Source organism: Serratia sp. NCCP-200 (assembly GCF_059697885.1).
Map to the genome: position 1 here is coordinate 406,581 of NZ_BAAKUJ010000005.1, position 17,864 is coordinate 424,444.

The 17,864-nt window shown below is 53.8% G+C and carries 19 protein-coding genes; 15 read left to right on the forward strand and 4 right to left on the reverse strand.

Annotated features, from left to right (window positions below; genetic code table 11):
* Positions 1-157: 157 nt before the first annotated feature.
* Both AC6HVW_RS18415 and nadS read left to right on the forward strand, forming a co-directional pair.
* Positions 158-481, forward strand: coding sequence for a type II toxin-antitoxin system RelE/ParE family toxin (locus tag AC6HVW_RS18415; protein WP_071682470.1), 324 nt, complete (start codon positions 158-160; stop codon positions 479-481).
* A 42-nt stretch (positions 482-523) separates the two neighbouring features.
* Positions 524-814 carry a NadS family protein gene (nadS, locus tag AC6HVW_RS18420; RefSeq protein WP_071682469.1) on the forward strand — a complete coding sequence of 97 codons (291 nt, stop codon included), beginning with the start codon at positions 524-526 and terminating at the stop codon, positions 812-814.
* A 52-nt stretch (positions 815-866) separates the two neighbouring features.
* Here the strand turns inward: nadS and AC6HVW_RS18425 are convergent, their stop codons facing one another.
* Together AC6HVW_RS18425 and AC6HVW_RS18430 are read right to left on the reverse strand one after the other, a co-directional pair.
* Positions 867-1,787: a L,D-transpeptidase family protein gene (locus AC6HVW_RS18425; protein ID WP_071682468.1), complete on the reverse strand. Its 921-nt coding sequence runs from the start codon at positions 1,785-1,787 to the stop codon at positions 867-869.
* Between the two features lie 178 nt (positions 1,788-1,965).
* Positions 1,966-2,844, reverse strand: coding sequence for a helix-turn-helix domain-containing protein (locus AC6HVW_RS18430; RefSeq protein WP_497569583.1), 879 nt, complete (start codon positions 2,842-2,844; stop codon positions 1,966-1,968).
* A gap of 142 nt (positions 2,845-2,986) precedes the next feature.
* On the opposite strand from AC6HVW_RS18430, the gene AC6HVW_RS18435 reads away from it, so the two are divergent.
* The 5 genes from AC6HVW_RS18435 to AC6HVW_RS18455 all read left to right on the forward strand — a co-directional run bounded on the left by AC6HVW_RS18435 (position 2,987) and on the right by AC6HVW_RS18455 (position 7,272).
* Positions 2,987-3,808: an AraC family transcriptional regulator gene (locus AC6HVW_RS18435; RefSeq protein WP_497569584.1), complete on the forward strand. Its 822-nt coding sequence runs from the start codon at positions 2,987-2,989 to the stop codon at positions 3,806-3,808.
* Positions 3,809-3,933: 125 nt separating this feature from the next.
* Complete coding sequence (locus AC6HVW_RS18440; protein ID WP_497569585.1) at positions 3,934-4,695, forward strand: hypothetical protein; 762 nt, start codon at positions 3,934-3,936, stop codon at positions 4,693-4,695.
* Positions 4,676-5,404, forward strand: a complete 729-nt coding sequence (locus AC6HVW_RS18445) for an RES family NAD+ phosphorylase (RefSeq protein ID WP_186486786.1) — start codon at positions 4,676-4,678, stop codon at positions 5,402-5,404. Before AC6HVW_RS18440 ends, AC6HVW_RS18445 begins: the two co-directional genes overlap by 20 nt.
* 230 nt (positions 5,405-5,634) lie before the next feature.
* Positions 5,635-6,711, forward strand: coding sequence for a 7-bladed beta-propeller protein YncE (gene yncE, locus AC6HVW_RS18450; protein ID WP_024485474.1), 1,077 nt, complete (start codon positions 5,635-5,637; stop codon positions 6,709-6,711).
* 291 nt (positions 6,712-7,002) lie between these two features.
* A complete protein-coding gene (locus AC6HVW_RS18455; protein WP_186486787.1) occupies positions 7,003-7,272 on the forward strand; it encodes a hypothetical protein in 270 nt (89 codons plus the stop codon).
* Between the two features lie 158 nt (positions 7,273-7,430).
* On the opposite strand, the gene AC6HVW_RS18460 is transcribed toward AC6HVW_RS18455, so the two are convergent.
* Together AC6HVW_RS18460 and AC6HVW_RS18465 are read right to left on the reverse strand one after the other, a co-directional pair.
* Positions 7,431-8,222 (reverse strand): nucleotidyltransferase domain-containing protein, encoded by a 792-nt coding sequence (locus AC6HVW_RS18460; protein WP_071682462.1) that lies wholly within the window; start codon positions 8,220-8,222, stop codon positions 7,431-7,433.
* Between the two features lie 4 nt (positions 8,223-8,226).
* Positions 8,227-9,450 (reverse strand): RtcB family protein, encoded by a 1,224-nt coding sequence (locus AC6HVW_RS18465; RefSeq protein ID WP_071682461.1) that lies wholly within the window; start codon positions 9,448-9,450, stop codon positions 8,227-8,229.
* Positions 9,451-9,639: 189 nt separating this feature from the next.
* Between AC6HVW_RS18465 and rtcR the strand changes: the two genes are divergently transcribed.
* From rtcR to AC6HVW_RS18505, 8 genes are all read left to right on the forward strand, one after another.
* Positions 9,640-11,211, forward strand: coding sequence for an RNA repair transcriptional activator RtcR (rtcR, locus tag AC6HVW_RS18470; protein WP_071682460.1), 1,572 nt, complete (start codon positions 9,640-9,642; stop codon positions 11,209-11,211).
* 90 nt (positions 11,212-11,301) lie between these two features.
* The gene (gene idi, locus AC6HVW_RS18475; protein ID WP_186486789.1) at positions 11,302-11,856 is read left to right on the forward strand and encodes an isopentenyl-diphosphate Delta-isomerase; all 555 of its coding nucleotides are present in this window, start codon (positions 11,302-11,304) and stop codon (positions 11,854-11,856) included.
* A 200-nt stretch (positions 11,857-12,056) separates the two neighbouring features.
* Entirely contained in the window at positions 12,057-14,210 is a 2,154-nt protein-coding gene (locus AC6HVW_RS18480; RefSeq protein WP_071682458.1) for a carbon starvation CstA family protein, read from the forward strand.
* Between the two features lie 69 nt (positions 14,211-14,279).
* A complete protein-coding gene (locus AC6HVW_RS18485) occupies positions 14,280-14,483 on the forward strand; it encodes a YbdD/YjiX family protein (protein WP_021179159.1) in 204 nt (67 codons plus the stop codon).
* Between the two features lie 23 nt (positions 14,484-14,506).
* Positions 14,507-15,463: a GTPase gene (gene yjiA / locus AC6HVW_RS18490; RefSeq protein WP_186486790.1), complete on the forward strand. Its 957-nt coding sequence runs from the start codon at positions 14,507-14,509 to the stop codon at positions 15,461-15,463.
* A gap of 343 nt (positions 15,464-15,806) precedes the next feature.
* A complete protein-coding gene (locus AC6HVW_RS18495; protein WP_021179157.1) occupies positions 15,807-16,070 on the forward strand; it encodes a CopG family ribbon-helix-helix protein in 264 nt (87 codons plus the stop codon).
* A complete protein-coding gene (locus AC6HVW_RS18500; RefSeq protein ID WP_071682456.1) occupies positions 16,070-16,354 on the forward strand; it encodes a type II toxin-antitoxin system RelE/ParE family toxin in 285 nt (94 codons plus the stop codon). The genes AC6HVW_RS18495 and AC6HVW_RS18500 overlap by 1 nt, the downstream gene beginning before the upstream one ends.
* A gap of 73 nt (positions 16,355-16,427) precedes the next feature.
* Entirely contained in the window at positions 16,428-17,657 is a 1,230-nt protein-coding gene (locus AC6HVW_RS18505; RefSeq protein WP_497569586.1) for a lysozyme inhibitor LprI family protein, read from the forward strand.
* Positions 17,658-17,864: the final 207 nt, after the last annotated feature.

Sequence of the window (17,864 nt, forward strand, 5' to 3'; positions counted from 1 at the left end):
AACTCACAAGGGGGCCCGTACGGCCCCCCTACAAACTCCACAATATTGTCAAACTGAGATTGCCGCAGGCGTCTGTGCAATTTTTCTGTACAATAAACCATCAGAACTTGATTGTCGTACTATGTACGAGTATTGTGAATGATATGGAGGCGTCGTAATGGAATACTTTGAGTTCATCGAAACCCCAGTTTTTAGCAGGCAACGCGAAACCCTATTAGACGATGATAGCTTTCGTGAACTACAAACCCACCTGTTAAAATATCACTCAGACGGCGATACTATAAGTAAAACAGGCGGTTGTAAAAAAATCCGATGGAACCGTCCAGGCATGGGGAAACAAGGTGGTGTAAGGGTTATCTATTACGTTATCACCCGCAGCGGCAAGCTTTACCTGCTGATTGCTTATCCTAAAAACGCCAAAGACGACTTAACCGAATCCGAGAAAGCGATACTTAAAGCGTTAACGGATAAACTGAATTAAACGGTGCCGCACAAGGTATAGCACTTGCTTAGAGGTTGCACAGTGGACAAAGAACTTTTTAACGATCTGGTCGAAAGCATGGAACAGATGGTCGCGATTGAAAAAGGCGAAATGCAGCCTGCTCGTGTCCATCGCCATCATATCCCCAACGTGAAATCACTACGCGAAGCCAGCGGCATGAAGCAGGAAGAGTTTGCGCAGGCGGTTGGAGTTAGTCCTTCCCTAGTGCAAAGTTGGGAACAAAATCGCCGAATACCCTCCGGCTCTTCACTCAAAATCTTGCTGATGATTGAGCGCCACCCCACAATTGTTAACGATCTACTCACCATCTAAATTCCATAAAAAAAGACGCCCGCAGGCGTCTTTTTCACAGCAACAGCCTAAATCAGTTCACTTTAACCGGCATACCGGAACGAGCCTTGATGGCCGCGTCCACGACGCTCTGGTCAACGGCTGGATCCATCAGCACTTTGCCAACCGGCGCGGTAATGGTGATTGGCACTGGCTCTTTCGACTTCAGCTCTTCTTCGTTGGCAGACAGCGGGTTGTGCACTTCCAGGTAACGAGAACCGTCCGGCTCTACGGAAACCTTCACCGGCTCGTTGATGAACTGCACGCGAGTACCTACCGGTACGCTGTCGAACAGGTATTTGATGTCGTCAGCACGCAGACGCACACAGCCGTGGCTCACGCGCAGGCCGATACCGAAGTTGGCGTTGGTGCCATGGACCGCATACAGACGGCCAACATAGAGCGCGTACAGACCCATCGGGTTATCCGGGCCTGCCGGGAATACCGCTGGCAGGATTTCACCATCGGCGGCGTACTCTTCGCGCATTTTAGCGGTTGGCGTCCAGGTTGGGCCAGCCTTCTTACGCTGTACTGTAGTGACCCAGTCCAGCGGCGTATCTTTACCCAGTTGGCCGATACCAATCGGCAGCACCACGACGGTCTTGGTGCCTTTCGGGTAGTAGTACAGACGCATTTCTGCACTGTTGATGATGATGCCTTCACGCGGGGCGTCAGGCAGGATCAACTGCTGTGGAATGGTCAGCGTGCTGCCTGGCAGCGGCAGGAACGGGTCAACACCAGGGTTAGCCTCCAGCATGTTGCTCAAGCCCATCTGGTATTGAGCCGCAAAGCTCTCCAGCGGCAGTTTGCTGTCTGCAGGCACGGTGATCTGAATATTTTCCCCAACCAGACGGCTGTCTTTGGCGGGCAAAGGGTATACAACGGCGAAGGCAGCCTGGCTGAATGCAACCAGAGCAGTAAACAGGGTTAATAACGCGCGAATGCTCATTTTCATCTTCGTAGTAGAGTGGTGGCCGCACTGGCTAAAAATGGTATGTGTTCTGCCCGGCCTGGTTTGACCGGATGCGCATTATATGTGCACTTGCCGCCAAGATGGAAACATTACTAACGCAAATACCTCACTTTTTTGTAGCCGGATATGGGGAATAGTGTTCTTTTGGTAAATTCCTGCCCTAGCGTAGCCCACTGCCCTCTTCGCCACGGCGGATCGGGATCAGATATTCACAGTTGATCGCCGCCTGATCGTCACCGTAACAAACGCCCAATGCCGGGTAAAAACGCTCAATATCCTGCCCTGGCCGCCGTACCGCATTCATCTGCGGAATGGCTGTGTCATACAGCCGGGCGATAAAGCTCTGGAGCCCTGCAACCTGCCCCTGATAGGCAAAGCGGGCATACTCCCCAGGTTCGATCGTCACCGTTTCACCTGCCGCATTTTCCTCTGGCAGTGCCGCCGTATACACCATCTGTTGACGATCCCGCTGCCGGGTGTCCGCCTTCAGGCTCATCAGGCCATACGCGACGGCGGGTAAACCCTGTTCCGGATGCAGCAAATGCCGCCAGGCATGTTGGCGCAACAGCTTTTTCGAAGGCCCCAACTGCCCCAACGTGCAGCTACCCTGCTGCGTATGGCCGACTAGTTTCATCGAGGGCAGCGCAATAATCTCCGCCTTTGGCATTGGCTCATTGGTCATATTCAACGGCGGTTGCAAGCCATAGCTAGGCCAATCCAGGCTCCGGCGATAAGCCGCCGGCGGCAAACCAAACTGTTTTTTAAACCCACGGGTGAAAGTCTGCTGGGAATCAAACTGGTATTTATCTGCGATACAGGCCACCGTGGCGCTGGTCAGGCGCAACTCACGCGCCGCCGCCGTCAACCTTCTGCGCCGAGCATAGGTCCCCAACACTTCGCCGGTGTGCTGCTTGAACATCCGTTGCAGGTGCCATTTGGAATAGCCGGATTTGGCCGCAATACTGTCCAGCGTCAAGGGCTGATCCAGGCTTTGCTCAATCCAGGCCAGAAGTTGACTGATGACATTTTCCTGGTGCATGGCCTCTCCTCTGCGTTGTCGGTCATGAGCGTGTTACCACAAAACACGCCAGTGGCGCTTACTCTATCGACGTTGGCCCTAGACCACATTGCACAATCAAGACATAATATTGCTCAAACACGCCAATATGATAATTATTCTCATGAAAGCCACTTGCCAGGATCCCAGACCGGATATCGATAACGTGCCACGCGCCATCTTCGCGGTTCAGGCATCAAGCGTGCAAAAAGACTGGGAATGCACCCATCATCGCCACCGTAAGGCGCAATTGATTTACACGGTGCGCGGCATGATCCGCTGCGAAGTTGAAAATGGCCTGTGGCTGGTGCCACCACAGTGCGCGCTATGGATGCCCAGTAACGTCAGCCACAACGCGCGGGCCACCAGCCAAAGTGAATGCTATTGCCTATTCGTTGAGCAGGACGCCATCCCTGGTTTGCCGCAAAACTGCTGCACCTTGACGGTATCTCCTTTACTGCGAGAGTTGCTGTTGCAGGCCAGCCAGTTCGATATTCTCTACCCGGAAGAGGGCCCGGAAGGCCGCATTGCGCAGGTTTTGTTGGATCAACTGGCCGCCGCGCCGCTGGAGAACCTGCACCTGCCGGTATCTAATGATGCACGCATCCGCCAACTAACCGAACAACTGCTGGCCAACCCGGCCGATAAATCCACTCTGGGCCAGTGGGCGCAACGCATTGGCATGAGCGAGCGTTCACTCAGTCGTACGCTGCAACAGCAGATGGGCATGAGCTTTGGCCACTGGCGGCGGCAGTTACATGTGATGCTGGCTCTGCAACGCTTAACCCAAGGTGAAAGCGTCCAGACCGTGGCGTTAGATCTCGGCTACGAGAGCGCCAGTGGCTTTGTCACCATGTTCCGTAAAGTAGTGGGTAAGCCCCCTGCCCGTTATCTGGCCGAAAAAGCTGCTGCAGATCAGGCTGTTGCTGGTGCGATAAGGCTGTGAGTTCGTTCTTCGGCTGAACATGTTACCTGCATCTGTTCTGGTTAATTCTCATACAACCTGCTATAACTGAGGATAGTTTGGTTAGAATGGTTAAAACGGTTAGCTTTAGCTAACGGGAGAAGAGAATGCTAGCCCGAGAAATCGACATCAACAGAGATGGCCTCAGGATCAGGGAAGATGGGCTGCAGATGGTCATCAGTAAAAGGAAAATGAAGGCGCAGAAGCCTTTCTTTCAGCTGAAAGTTGATATAGACAACTCAACGTCTCTCGGCGTGGTCGAAGAGCACCTGAAAATCATGTTGCAAACTCTCCGCCAGGTTAGAGAAGCTGAAAACGATCATGGCGACGTTTGCCACATCGATGAAACACGTTTTGAAGCCATGTTTCATAGCCTGGAGCAACAAATCAATCCGGATGACACTGCCCGGATAGTTCTTCCGCGGGATACGCAAGAGCCCGTCAACCACAGCGGGCTGGTTGATATTTCCAAGGTGGAGCGCGGGCGTGAGCATATCCTGGCGGCCAGTGAATGGCTCACGGCGGAGCAGATTTCCCATCTGGCAGGCTTTGCTACCGAGAACCCTTCTGCTCAGCCAAGCAAATGGAAAAGCCATAACCGCATATTTTCATTGAAGAAAGGGGCAACACAACTCTTTCCCCGCTATGCGCTGGATGATAACTATCGCCCTCTTCCCGTTATGGCAGCGTTACTCGCCAGCTTTAAAAACCTGAAACACGACTGGGGGCTTGCCCAGTGGTTCGCGACTTCAAACACCCTGTTGGCTGGCCGCCGTCCCATGGAGATGTTGCAGTCATATCCGGCAAATGTGATTGCGGCGGCGGAATATGAAGCGAAAAGGATCGTTGATGGAGCAGAACAAAGTTAAGCAGAAGGGTGAACCCAAAAAGGAAGATTTTGGTTCACCCGTTTTTCTTGGCCGCAAGATTGCTGCCCCTGGCAAGACTCTGCGGGTAAGAATCGAAGTCATCCCCAAAGGCACGGTGTTGCATCGCTGCCATGATGCGCAGTACCCCGGTGACAGTTTTAATCCCGGCAGAATATTGCTTCCCCATGAGTATGGAGCCCGCTTCAGTCCTATCAGGGATACGGCTTTGGATCTGATCCCCACCATGTATCTGGCCAGCAGTTGCGAAGCCGCAATCGCGGAATCGGTTTTTCACGATGTGGTTGCCACCGGCAAAACAGAATTTTTCGACTTACGCCCATTTACCAATATGCACTACATCCAGTTGAAACTAGAGCGGGATCTTAACGTCGTCAGTTGCCGAGCACAGGACTGCATCTATATGGGCATCGACCGTGACGAATTGATCGGCAGTACCCAGCTCGAATACTCACAAACCCGAGCCTGGTCGCAGGCTATTTATCAACAGCATCATAACGTTGACGGATTGAAGTGGTACTCAAAAAGAGATGACGACCATTTTGCCTTGGTCCTGTTTGGCGGCCAACGGGTCATGGCTAGTGAACTCTCGATAGCCGAAACCTCAAGCCGTCTCCTCAGCCATAAAACCCTTGGCCAAATTATCCAAAAGACCGCCGAGCGTCTGGGCCTGATCCTGACCGAAGAGTAGACACTGGCCGGATATTCTCCTCCCGCTGATTGCCCTAAACGTGACAGTTATCGCCCCAAGCAACAAAAGTGCTCCCCTTCCGTAAGAATAATGATTATCATTCACAAATATAGTGAGCCGCATGCGATGACATGACTGGCCAGATTTTGCTTTCGATTCAATGTTGAGCCCGATTTAGCCGCCGAGCAGCAGCCCGGTGGTGACCTGTATTTTGATGAAATGGAGCTTTTATGAACGCTATGATGACCACCAGCCGTAAGTTTGGCGGACGTGCGGTTTACCCTCTGTTGCTTCTCAGCAGCCTGATGTTTTCCACCTCTGTGCTGGCACAGACAGAAACGGAACTGCTGCGTAAGCCGGTAGGTAAAGGCGCTTACGAGATGGTGTACAGCCAGGGCGAGAATGCGCTGTATCTGGCAACTTCACAGAGCCGCAAGCTGGATAAGGGCGGCATCGTCTATCGCCTCGATCCACAAACGCTGGATATCACGCAGATCATTCATAACGATATCAAACCGTTCGGTGCCGCCATCAATACCAAGACCGACACTCTCTATTTTGGTAACACCACCAGTAACTCGCTGACTGCGATCGACGGCAAAACCGGCGAAGTGAAAGGCCGCCTGGTGCTGGATGCGCGTAAACGCTCTGATACCGTGAAACCATTGGCCCCGCGTGAGCTGGTGGCAGACGCGACCACCGACACCGTCTATATCACCGGCCTGGGCGAGTCTAGCGTGGTTTGGGTTGTGGATGGCAAGGATCTGACCCTGCGCACCACCATCACCGAAACCGGTAAATACGGCACCGGCCTGGCGCTGGATGCAGCGGCAAGCCGCCTGTATGTCACCAATGCCGATGGCGAGTTGGTGACTATCGATACCAAAACCAACAAGGTGCTGTCACGTAAGAAGCTGGATGAGTCTAAGGAACACTTCTTCCTGAATATCAGCCTGGATCCGGCAAACCATCGTGCGTTTATTACCGACTCCAAACAGCCACAGGTGCTGGTTGTTGATACCAACAACGGCAACATTCTGCAGAAGATCGACGTGCCGGAATCCCTGGCCGTGCTGTTTAACCCAGCGCGCAATGAAGTGTACGTCACTCATCGCAAAGAAGGCACCGTGAGCGTGATTGATGCCAAGAGCTACAAGCTGTTGGAAACCATCAAGACGCCAACGCATCCAAACAGCCTGGCACTGTCACCAGATGGTAAGACGCTGTATGTGAGCGTGAAACAGGCTTCAAGCCGTGAAAAAGAAGCGACCGATCCGGATGATGTGATCCGCATTGCGTTGAAATAACAGCGTTATTCTCCCCCATCCTAACCCTCTCCCCAGGAGAGGGAATCGAACGTGCAACGGTTTACGCCAGCGTTTGAAAGCCACAGCGCTGGGGTGGGAAGAATAGTCTCAACCTGGCTTTTTACCCTTTGGCTCCCGCTTCTCTCCCGCTAATGTCAATCCACGTCAAGCTCCTTGACGAAGCTTATCACTTAATTTACCTGAGCTTATCTTGAGCCAGCGATCGCGATGTCCTACGGTATCGGTAGTTTGAATGGATAGCCTAACTGACCGTAAAAAGGATCAATGATCATGGTTAAGTCTTTGAGAAATCCGCTGATTGGTTTGCTGTGTTTGTCGACGGTTGGCTGTGCCAATATGACGGGCGATGATGTCGCGATCGCCGGTGTGGTGGTAGGGCTAGGTGCACTGGTTGCATTGGCACTGCTAAGCGATGGTGACGACGATAAGGGTCGTAAAGTGCCACCTCGTAAGGAGCATGGCGATAGAGGTGACCACAAGGGCGGTGGTAAACATGGGTATGGCAAGGATCATGGGAAAGGTCATCCCGGACGCCGTTAATCTCTGACAAAATCCACGGATTCCTGAGGCGGCAAACATGTATTCGCTGGCTCGCCAGCATACTGTTAAGCGGGCGTAGCATAGCACCCCTACGGTCGAACATGAGCGGTCACTACTAATCTTATCATGACCGGGGAGCCTTCCTTCTCCCCGGTTGATTACACCATCACCGTGCGATAAAGCAGTTCATCCAGCGATTTGTCGCTGCGGGCTTGGCTGTCGGGCAAGGCTTCCTGCCGGGCATCCGCCGTCAGTTCCTGCGCGATAAACGCGTGGATCCTTTCTCTACGCGGGCCGTACTCTGCCTCACCTGCGCGCCGTTTCGCCGCCAGTAATTCATGGATTTCCTCCAACAACAGCGGATCCGCCACCGTGCCAGCCAACAGTTGGTCAAAACGCATCGGTGGCACGCCCTTGCCCGCTTCTATCCAGCGCACCGCCAGCAACGGGCGCAGCACGTAGAAGTATTTCTTCAGCCGTACCTGCTCCCCCTGCAAATAGCCACGGAAGTTTTTCCTGGCCATCGACAGGTAGTGCCAACGCGCCCGCTGCGCGGAGAACCACTCCGGCACCACATCACGTAACGCCGCGACGCTCTCAGGGGCTTCCTGATACACCACCGGTGAATCCAGCCACTCGATCAGCGTTGGGTTGGCCCGTTTCAGCAAGCCAAGCGCCTTGCGCCATTCCCAGCCACAGACATCCAGCTCATGATCGATTGGCAGCTCTATCACATCCCTCTGCGCTTCTACCCGTAAATACCATTCCGGCGGGTGGACATACAAAAAGCGCACGTCGTAATCGCTGTCCGGCGAGGCAAAGCCCCAGCCGCGACTCCCAGACTCGCAGGCATAAAGCACCCGCACGTCGTAACGTTTTTCTACCTCACCCAACGCTTGCCGGACTCTTTCCCGCATGGCGCTGTCCACGCCGTTTAATTGCTGTTCCATCACGTTATCCTTTTACACATACCACCTGCCGCAGGGTATGGACGATTTCCACCAGTGAAGACTGTGCCGCCATCACCGCATCGATATCTTTATAAGCCATTGGGATCTCATCGATCACCTCGCTGTCCTTACGGCATTCCACATGTTCGGTGGCCCGGATCTGATCGGCCACGGTGAAGCGTTTTTTCGCCGCCGTACGGCTCATGGTGCGGCCAGCGCCATGGCTGCAAGAGCAGAAGCTCTCTTCGTTCCCCAATCCGCGCACGATGAAGCTTTTCGCCCCCATTGAACCGGGGATGATCCCCATCTGCCCTTTCTGCGCAGACACGGCACCTTTACGCGTCACCAACACCGGCTCACCAAAGTGCGTCTCACGTTGCACATAGTTATGGTGGCAGTTCACGGCCTCTTGCTGGGTGGTGAACGGTTTAGTCACGATACGCGACAGCGCTGCCAGCACGTGTTCCATCATCACTTCCCGGTTATGACGAGCAAAATCCTGCGCCCAACCCACGGCTTCCATATAGTCATCAAAATGCTGGCTGCCTTCCTCGAAATAGGCCAGATTACGATCCGGTAGGTTAGCGATATGCTGTTGCATATCCTGCTGCGCCAACGCAATAAACAATGAGCCGATGGCATTCCCCACGCCACGGGAACCGCTATGCAGCATCACCCACACCTGCTGCGTTTCATCCAGGCAAACCTCGATAAAGTGGTTACCCGTTCCCAACGTTCCCAAATGCTGATAGTTGTTGGTTTTCAGCAACTGCGGATATTTGTCGGTCAAACGCTTAAAGCGCGGCAGCAACGTGGCCCAATGCTGATTGACCGTTTGCGGTGGAGTTTCCCAGGCCCCTTTATCTCTTCTGGAACGGGTCGAGGTGCGGCCATGCGGTACCGCCTGTTCGATGGCGCTACGCAGCCCGGCCAGGCTATCCGGCAGGTCGGACGCCACCAGCGAAGTACGCACCGCAATCATGCCGCAACCAATATCCACGCCAACGGCCGCCGGAATAATCGCGCCACGGGTAGGGATCACGCTACCAATGGTGGAGCCTTTACCCAAATGCACATCCGGCATCACCGCCAGATGTTTAAAAATAAACGGCATTTTGGCCGTATTCAGCAACTGCTCACGCGCTTCTGGCTCTACGGGCACGCCCTGTGTCCACATTTTGATCGGTGCGCTGTTAACCGGTGCCATCAACTCATAATTATTCTTCATTCTTTAGTCATCCTTTTTCTTTTGACGTAGTGGATATAGCGAAAGGCGTGCCAACTCGGTCAAAAACACTCATTAAAATCACAATATATTGATATCTAAGAAATAAATAATTAATCAAAGATAACTGGCGATGATGCCAACAAGTCGTTATTTTATCTTGCAGGATAGTATTTTATCGCAAGGGATAACATGAAACGCAGAGTCGTGATCGGCGTGCTGGGCACCACGCTGGATAAACGTGGCAAACGGGAAAACCGCTGGAGCAAATGGCGGCCAACGGTGGGGCTGTGCCAGCAGCCAGACTTGCCGATCGATCGCCTGGAGCTGCTACATCAGCCACGCGATAAAGGTATGGCGCAGCAGGTGGCGGAAGATATCGTGGCAGTTTCGCCCACCACTCAGGTGGTATTACAGGAAGTGGCACTCAAGGATCCCTGGGATTTGGAAGAGGTGTACAGCGCCTTTCTGGATTTCGCCAGCCGCTATCCGTTTGATACCGAGAACGAAGACTATCTGGTGCATATCACCACCGGCACCCACGTGGTTCAGATCTGCTGGTTCCTGCTGACCGAGGCACGATACCTGCCTGCTCAACTGCTGCAAACTGCCCCCGGTGACAAAAGCGATCGCCCATCCCCGCAAGGGATCTACTCGGTAATAGATCTGGATCTCAGCCGCTATACCGCGCTCACCAGCCGTTTCCTGCATGAGCAACAGCGTTCGGTGTCGTTCCTCAAAGCCGGTATTGAAACGCGCAACGCCACCTTTAACACGCTGATCGACCAGATTGAACGCGTGGCCCTGCGTTCCAATGCCCCCATGCTGCTCACCGGCCCCACCGGAGCCGGCAAGTCCTTTTTGGCCGAGCGTATCTACCAACTGCGGCACTCGCGCCATCTGGTGAAAGGCCGTTTTGTCGCGGTGAACTGTGCCACCCTGCGCGGCGATAACGCCATGTCGACCCTGTTCGGCCATGTGAAAGGGGCATTTACCGGAGCATTGCAGGCACGGGCGGGCCTACTGCGTGAAGCCGACGGCGGTGTGCTGTTCCTTGATGAGATCGCCGAGCTGGGGCTAGACGAACAGGCAATGCTGCTGAAAGCCATCGAGGAAAAAACCTTCTTCCCGTTTGGTGCCGATAAAGAAGCCAGCAGCGACTTTCAACTGATTGCCGGTACCCACCGCGATATGCGCGACTGGATAGCCCAAGGCCGCTTCCGTGAGGATTTATACGCCCGTATCAATATGTGGACCTTCCCACTGCCCGGCCTGGCTGAGCGCCGCGAGGATATCGAGCCGAACATCGATTACGAACTACAACGCTTTGCCCGCAGCAACCAGACGCAGGTCCGTTTCGATAAAGACGCCAGGCATCGTTACCTGGCTTTTGCCCGTTCCCAGCAGGCGGTCTGGCGCGGCAACTTCCGCGAACTGGGATCTTCCATCGCCCGCATGGCAACGTTGGCAGAGCAAGGGCGCATCAACCTGCCGCTGGTCGATGAAGAGATAGACCGGCTGAAATCCCATTGGCAGGGGAATACCATTGCGCAATTACCCGCCGAGCTGGTCGATATCGATTTGTTTGAGCAAAGCCAGTTGGAGACGGTGCTTAAAGTATGCCGAACCTCCACGTCACTTTCCGAAGCGGGTAGACAGCTGTTTGCCGTCTCTCGACAGCAGAAAAAGCAGCCCAACGATGCCGACCGGCTGCGTAAATACCTGGCGCGCTTTGGTCTGAATTGGGACGAGGTCCGAAAATAGAGGCTAAATGGGCGCAGCATGAAGTGCCCCTTACATTGAGAGACGGGTGTTATAGTAATAGTCATACATCGCGAATAGATTGGAATCTACATGACCCAGCAGCATGTCGTTTTACTTGATGAACAAGGTCAACCCACCGGCGTGATGGAAAAATATGCGGCCCACCAGCAACAAACGCCCCTGCATCTGGCTTTCTCTTCCTGGATCTTCAACCCGCAAGGCGAGTTGCTGATCACCCGCCGAGCGCTGAGCAAAAAAGCCTGGCCCGGCGTTTGGACTAACTCGGTGTGTGGCCATCCGCAGTGGCAAGAGAGCACCGAACACGCCATCGAACAACGTTGTCTGTATGAAGTGGGCCTGAACGTGGAACAGATCACCGCCGTCGATCCCGATTTTCGCTACTGCGAGACAGACGCCTCCGGCATTATGGAAAACGAAATCTGCCCGGTTTATGCGGCATTGACTACAGGTGCCGTTGCAGCCAGAGCAGATGAAGTGATGGACTTCCACTGGGTTGATTTATCCGCTTTGATCTCTGCGGTAACGGCAACCCCCTGGGTCTTCAGCCCTTGGATGGGGCAGCAGTTGGCGAGTACCCAGACGGAGCAAAACCTGATCGCCTTCGCCACTCGCACTTCCGACTAAACCACTCACCCCGCCATTCCAACCGTTCACCAGCGTATAAAACCGCTGGCTGAAATTCAGATGTCTTTCCCTATCCAGCCTGGCAATGATGAGCTGTTCCTAAACCTGACCCTTACCAGGGGAAGACGCTACAGCTAAATGTCCGACATCTAAGAATCGGATTTATCACTCAATTTTTGCAGATAGGATAAGGATACCTCATGAAACGCGAGGGGATTTTAAAACACCTCCCATGGATGCTGCTGGGGATACTCGGGGCTTCCTGCCTGGGTGTCATCGCATTGCGCCGTGGCGAAAGCATTAGTGCACTGTGGATCATCGTTGCTTCGGTAGCGGTCTACCTGGTGGCTTATCGTTACTACAGCCTCTACATCGCCACCAAGGTGATGAAGTTGGACCCCACCCGCGCCACACCGGCGGTGGTGAACAACGACGGTCTTAACTACGTCCCGACTAATAAAAACGTGCTGTTCGGCCACCACTTTGCGGCGATCGCAGGTGCGGGCCCGCTGGTTGGCCCAGTGCTGGCGGCACAGGTCGGTTATCTGCCCGGTACGCTGTGGCTGCTAGGCGGCGTGGTGTTGGCAGGGGCGGTACAGGACTTTATGGTGCTGTTTATCTCCTCACGCCGTAACGGCGCCTCCCTGGGCGAGATCATCAAAAAGGAAATGGGTCCAATCCCTGGCACCATTGCGCTGTTTGGCTGCTTCCTGATCATGATCATCATCCTGGCGGTGCTGGCGTTGATCGTGGTGAAAGCCTTGGCCGAAAGCCCATGGGGCGTGTTCACCGTCTGCTCCACCGTGCCAATCGCACTGTTTATGGGCGTGTATATGCGCTTCCTGCGTCCTGGCAAGGTGGGTGAAGTATCGATCATCGGTATCGTGCTGTTGATCGCCTCCATCTGGTTCGGCGGAGTGATTGCCCACGACCCATACTGGGGCCCGGCGCTGACCTTTAAAGACACCACCATAACCTATACGCTGATTGGTTATGCCTTCGTTTCTGCCCTGCTGCCGGTATGGCTGATCCTGGCTCCGCGTGACTATCTGGCTACCTTCCTGAAAATCGGCGTAATCGTCGGGCTGGCGATCGGTATCGTGATCCTCAACCCAGAGCTGAAAATGCCTGCGGTTACGCAGTTTGTTGACGGTACCGGTCCGGTCTGGAAAGGCACCCTGTTCCCGTTCCTGTTTATTACCATTGCCTGTGGTGCCGTTTCTGGCTTCCACGCGCTGATCGCTTCAGGTACCACACCGAAACTGCTGGCCAATGAAATGGACTCCCGCTTTATCGGTTATGGTGCCATGCTGATGGAATCCTTCGTTGCCATCATGGCGCTGGTTGCGGCTTCTATCATCGAGCCTGGCCTGTACTTCGCCATGAACACTCCACCGGCGGCACTGGGCATCACCATGCCAGACCTGCACCGCCTGGGCACCGAAGATGCACCGATGATCATGGCCTCACTGCGTGATGTTTCCGCGCATGCTGCCGCAACCGTCAGCTCCTGGGGCTTTGTGATTACCCCAGAGCAGATCCTGCAAACGGCCAAAGACATCGGCGAACCTTCGGTACTGAACCGTGCCGGTGGCGCGCCAACTCTGGCAGTCGGTATCGCTCACGTGTTCCATCAGGTCATCCCTGGCGCGAACATGGGCTTCTGGTATCACTTCGGTATTCTGTTCGAAGCGCTGTTCATCCTGACCGCTCTGGATGCAGGTACCCGTTCCGGTCGCTTTATGCTGCAAGATTTGCTGGGTAACTTCGTGCCATTCCTGAAGAAAACCGATTCACTGGTGGCCGGTATTGCCGGTACTGCCGGCTGCGTTGGCCTGTGGGGTTACCTGCTGTATCAAGGCGTGGTCGATCCATTGGGCGGCGTCAAGAGCCTGTGGCCGCTGTTCGGTATCTCCAACCAGATGTTGGCTGCCGTAGCGCTGGTCCTGGCCACCGTGGTATTGATCAAGATGAAGCGCACCAAGTACATCTGGGTAACCGTGATCCCAGCCGTTTGGCTGCTGATCTGTACCACCTACGCGATTTGCCTGAAGCTGTTCAGCGACAATCCGCAGCTGGAAGGCTTCTTCTACCAGGCCAGCCTGTACAGAGACAAAATCGCCGAGGGCGGTGCTGAACTGACCGCACAGCAGGTTGCCAACATGAACCATATCGTGGTGAACAACTACACCAACGCCGGTTTGAGCATCCTGTTCCTGTTGGTGGTGTACAGCATCATCTTCTTCGGTATTAAAACCGCCATGGCGGCGCACAAAAACCCGAAACGTACCGATCAGGAAACGCCATACGTGCCGGTTCCTGAGGGTGGCGTCAAAGTTTCGTCGCACCACTGATGGTGATTTGATGGATACCCTGCATAATGATAATACGTTATGTAGGGTATTTTTCTTTGGAGTAAACCCATGTTCGGAAACCTCGGCCAGGCGGGTAAATATCTCGGGCAGGCAGCACGCATGTTAGTGGGCGTGCCTGACTACGATACCTACGTCCAGCATATGAAAGACAACCATCCGGACAAGCCGGTGATGACCTATAAAGAATTTTTCCGCGAACGCCAGGATGCCCGCTACGGTGGCGATGGCAAAGGCGGTATGCGCTGTTGCTAGTTAAGTAAGTACAAGGACCAGGCATGAAACCCATTGCAGTCACCATCCTGACGGGCTTTTTGGGCGCGGGCAAAACCACCCTGCTGCGCCACATTCTGAATGAAAACCACGGTTACAAGATTGCCGTCATCGAGAACGAATTCGGTGAGGTGCCGATCGATAACGCGCTGATTGGTGACCGCGCCAGCCGCATCACTACCCTCAGCAACGGTTGTATCTGTTGCAGTAAATCCAACGAGTTGGCAGACGCGCTGCTGGATCTGTTGGACGGCATCGATCAGGGACAACTGGAATTCGACCGGCTGATTATTGAATGCACCGGCATGGCCGATCCCGGCCCGATCACCCAGACCTTCTTCTCGCACGAAGTCATCAGCCAACGCTTCCTGCTGGACGGCATTATCACGCTGGTGGATGCGGTACATGCCGATCAACAGTTGAACCAGTTCACTATCTCGCAGGCCCAGGTGGGCTATGCCGATCGCATCCTGCTGACCAAAACCGATGTGGCACCGGATAACGAAGCGTTGATCCAGCGTTTGCAACTGATGAACGCCCGCGCACCGGTCTATAAGGTGACGCACGGTGATGTCGATCTCGGCGTGCTGTTTGATATCGAAGGCTTTGTGCTTAACGATAAGCTCAACCTGGCAACCCCCGTTTTCCGCCGCATTCCGCAAGCGCAAAATAATATCCAGTCAATCGTGGTGTATCACGACCAGCCGCTGGAGCTGATGCAGATTTCCGAAGTGATGGAAGGCTTATTATTGAAGTTCGCCGATAACCTGCTGCGCTACAAAGGAATTTTGTCGATTAAAGACGAACCGCGCCGCCTGTTGTTCCAGGGCGTACAGCGTCTGTATAACGCCGACTGGGACCGTGAATGGTTACCGGAAGAAGAGTGCAAAAGCACGATGGTGTTTATCGGCATCGATTTGCCAGAAGATGAAATCCGCGCCGGGTTTGCTGCGCTGGGTTGATGAGTTGGGGGGCGATGTTGGTTGTTAAAGCTGCCAAGTCGCCTTCCTTCCATGGAGTTATTACATAGTTACAATGAAATCGCTGCCAATCTATTGTATATAAGTAATAAAATCGAGTAAGGATAAGAACAAAGACTTTACGCTAGCCCTCATAATCTGCAAATCTCTAGCGCATTTTGCGATCACAATTCCAACCTATGGAACAACTTCTTGTAAATCCATCCAGTCTGTTTTTTGCGCGGATCTATTGCGGTATTGTCTCCCCCAATGAAAGCGCCCTGTCATTTTCTTCAAGGCAATAAAAAGGTATATACTTAGTTAGTACCTTGATGAGGATTTATCTATGAGTAAACAGGCCGTTTTTACCATGAAGCTTGAAGCCGAACTACGCGATACTTTTATGGCTGCCGCCGAGGCGGAGCATCGCCCAGCATCACAAGTTGTTCGTGAGCTTATGCGACAATATATTGAACGCCATGAGTATCGCCATTTTCTGGAAGAAAAAGTCAATGCAGCCCGTCAATCTATAGCGAACGGGGAGAGTGTTGAACATGAAGATGCCAAGGCTATTTTTGCAGCGCGAAGGGCAAAAGTTAAGGGTAACTAGTGAGAGTTCATTGGACGAAACAGGCGCTTGATGACAGCCAACAGATATGGGATTACCTTGTCGAAAAAAATCCTGATGCAGCCATCAAGATGGACGAACTGTTTGAAGCCACAGCCGAACGCCTCGCAGCATTTCCTTTCATGGGGCATGAAGGGGAAGTTGTTGGAACACGTGAAGTTTTTCCACATCAAAATTATCGCTTAGTGTACGAAATTCAGTCAAATACAGTTTGGATAGTCGCTTTGGTTCATACATCTCTGCTTTGGCCTAGAGCAACTCCATAGGTGTTAGAAAACATAGGCGATAAGCTAAAAATAGTGACTGGGCGCACAAATCAACAACCAAAAGGAACTCAGCATGATCGCCAGGCTTCAACGCGCTAACTCTCTCCGTGATACAACATTGGCCAGCCATCCTTTATCGCGCTTATTGCTCTGCCTATGCCTGGCGTTCGGGGCCAATACGACGGTGCAAGCCGCCTCTTTCGACTGTGCCAAAGCCACCAGCGATGTCGAACATAGCATCTGCAATAGCCCAGACCTGAGCAGCCTCGACAGCCAACTGACCGAAAATTACCGGTTAGCAATGGCAAGCCTGCCAGGGGATCAGGCCGACGCGTTACGCACCGAGCAGCGTAGCTGGTTGAAGCAACGGGATGCCTGCAACGGCCAGGAAAGTTGCCTGAGCGAATTATTTAGCCAACGCGCCGCCCAGTTGCAGAACACTGCCAAGCAGGCTGCCTCGGCGCTAGATAACATCATCGCCAGCATTCCGGCAGATCCGGTTACAGCGGCACAGCAGTTGCAGCAGTATCGCGGCCCGCTGGCCTCCGCCTGGCTGATTTACCTGCATCAGTTTGCGCCCACCAGCAAGGTCACGGATGCCGAGGTACAAACCAGGCATCAAAGCGTGATCAAGGCGATGAACGACGACACATTCTCCCAGTCAGTGTTACGTGATATCGAGAACGATCCCAAGACCGGCCATGATGTCGCTGTTTTAACGCTCTTACGCATGACCATTGAGCGAGCCGGCTACGAAAACGCCGATGGCCGCCCCTATGTGCACTGTTTTATCTTCAAGCAGCAGGGCGCAGCAGCTTATGCAGCCTTTGGGGCGTTATATGGATCATCTCGTGATTCACAGGCTCCCATTTGCTCACCGCAGGGCGATCTGTTTGAACGACCGGCCTGGCAGCAACTTACCAAGTTAATAGAACCGATGATTGGCAAGGCCAGTGAGAATTCCGGTACCATCCGCTTTGCCAGCTATGCCGATTGGGCCATGTTCCGCCTGCGCGCCACCGTCTCTCCCGAGGATTTCCTTAAACCAAGCCAGAACACGCCAGCAACGGACGATCCTACGCAGCTAATCCGCAGTTGGTCTGACGATAAGGTTTGGCCGAAAGAACAACGCGAGCAGTTGCTTGTCGCCATTGAACCGGCGCGTCTGGCGACCATGGGCTGGTTGCAAACCGAGAAACATTTCTCGGCCAGCGATGCGGCTAAAGCTGCCGATGCGATAGTGAACACCTGGCTCAATGACAGAATGGACTTTATCGGCGAGATGAGCGGGCCGGAGGACTGATAAGTACAGTGATGCCCCTCACCCTAACCCTCTCCCAAAAGGAGAGGGGACCGAATGTGCCACGGATTAACTCCCACATCTGACCTCAATACCGAGAATGCTAAACAGCGAAGCATGCTGTGCCACAGGTTAACTTCTGCAACTGACTACAGCTCCGGACAGCTCCCTCTCCCTGTGGGAGAGGGTTGGGGTGAGGGGTCGAACGCC

Excerpts from the sequence above, each read along its gene's own strand:
- AC6HVW_RS18480 (WP_071682458.1), top strand. The coding sequence starts at position 12,057 with ATGAAACGCGAGGGGATTTTAAAACACCTCCCATGGATGCTGCTGGGG.
- AC6HVW_RS18465 (WP_071682461.1), bottom strand. The coding sequence starts at position 9,450 with ATGAAGAATAATTATGAGTTGATGGCACCGGTTAACAGCGCACCGATC.
- AC6HVW_RS18440 (WP_497569585.1), top strand. The coding sequence starts at position 3,934 with ATGCTAGCCCGAGAAATCGACATCAACAGAGATGGCCTCAGGATCAGG.
- yncE (WP_024485474.1), top strand. The coding sequence starts at position 5,635 with ATGAACGCTATGATGACCACCAGCCGTAAGTTTGGCGGACGTGCGGTT.
- AC6HVW_RS18435 (WP_497569584.1), top strand. The coding sequence starts at position 2,987 with ATGAAAGCCACTTGCCAGGATCCCAGACCGGATATCGATAACGTGCCA.
- AC6HVW_RS18430 (WP_497569583.1), bottom strand. The coding sequence starts at position 2,844 with ATGCACCAGGAAAATGTCATCAGTCAACTTCTGGCCTGGATTGAGCAA.
- AC6HVW_RS18445 (WP_186486786.1), top strand. The coding sequence starts at position 4,676 with ATGGAGCAGAACAAAGTTAAGCAGAAGGGTGAACCCAAAAAGGAAGAT.
- AC6HVW_RS18425 (WP_071682468.1), bottom strand. The coding sequence starts at position 1,787 with ATGAAAATGAGCATTCGCGCGTTATTAACCCTGTTTACTGCTCTGGTT.
- AC6HVW_RS18505 (WP_497569586.1), top strand. The coding sequence starts at position 16,428 with ATGATCGCCAGGCTTCAACGCGCTAACTCTCTCCGTGATACAACATTG.
- AC6HVW_RS18460 (WP_071682462.1), bottom strand. The coding sequence starts at position 8,222 with ATGGAACAGCAATTAAACGGCGTGGACAGCGCCATGCGGGAAAGAGTC.
- yjiA (WP_186486790.1), top strand. The coding sequence starts at position 14,507 with ATGAAACCCATTGCAGTCACCATCCTGACGGGCTTTTTGGGCGCGGGC.
- AC6HVW_RS18485 (WP_021179159.1), top strand. The coding sequence starts at position 14,280 with ATGTTCGGAAACCTCGGCCAGGCGGGTAAATATCTCGGGCAGGCAGCA.
- AC6HVW_RS18455 (WP_186486787.1), top strand. The coding sequence starts at position 7,003 with ATGGTTAAGTCTTTGAGAAATCCGCTGATTGGTTTGCTGTGTTTGTCG.
- AC6HVW_RS18495 (WP_021179157.1), top strand. The coding sequence starts at position 15,807 with ATGAGTAAACAGGCCGTTTTTACCATGAAGCTTGAAGCCGAACTACGC.
- idi (WP_186486789.1), top strand. The coding sequence starts at position 11,302 with ATGACCCAGCAGCATGTCGTTTTACTTGATGAACAAGGTCAACCCACC.
- rtcR (WP_071682460.1), top strand. The coding sequence starts at position 9,640 with ATGAAACGCAGAGTCGTGATCGGCGTGCTGGGCACCACGCTGGATAAA.
- AC6HVW_RS18415 (WP_071682470.1), top strand. The coding sequence starts at position 158 with ATGGAATACTTTGAGTTCATCGAAACCCCAGTTTTTAGCAGGCAACGC.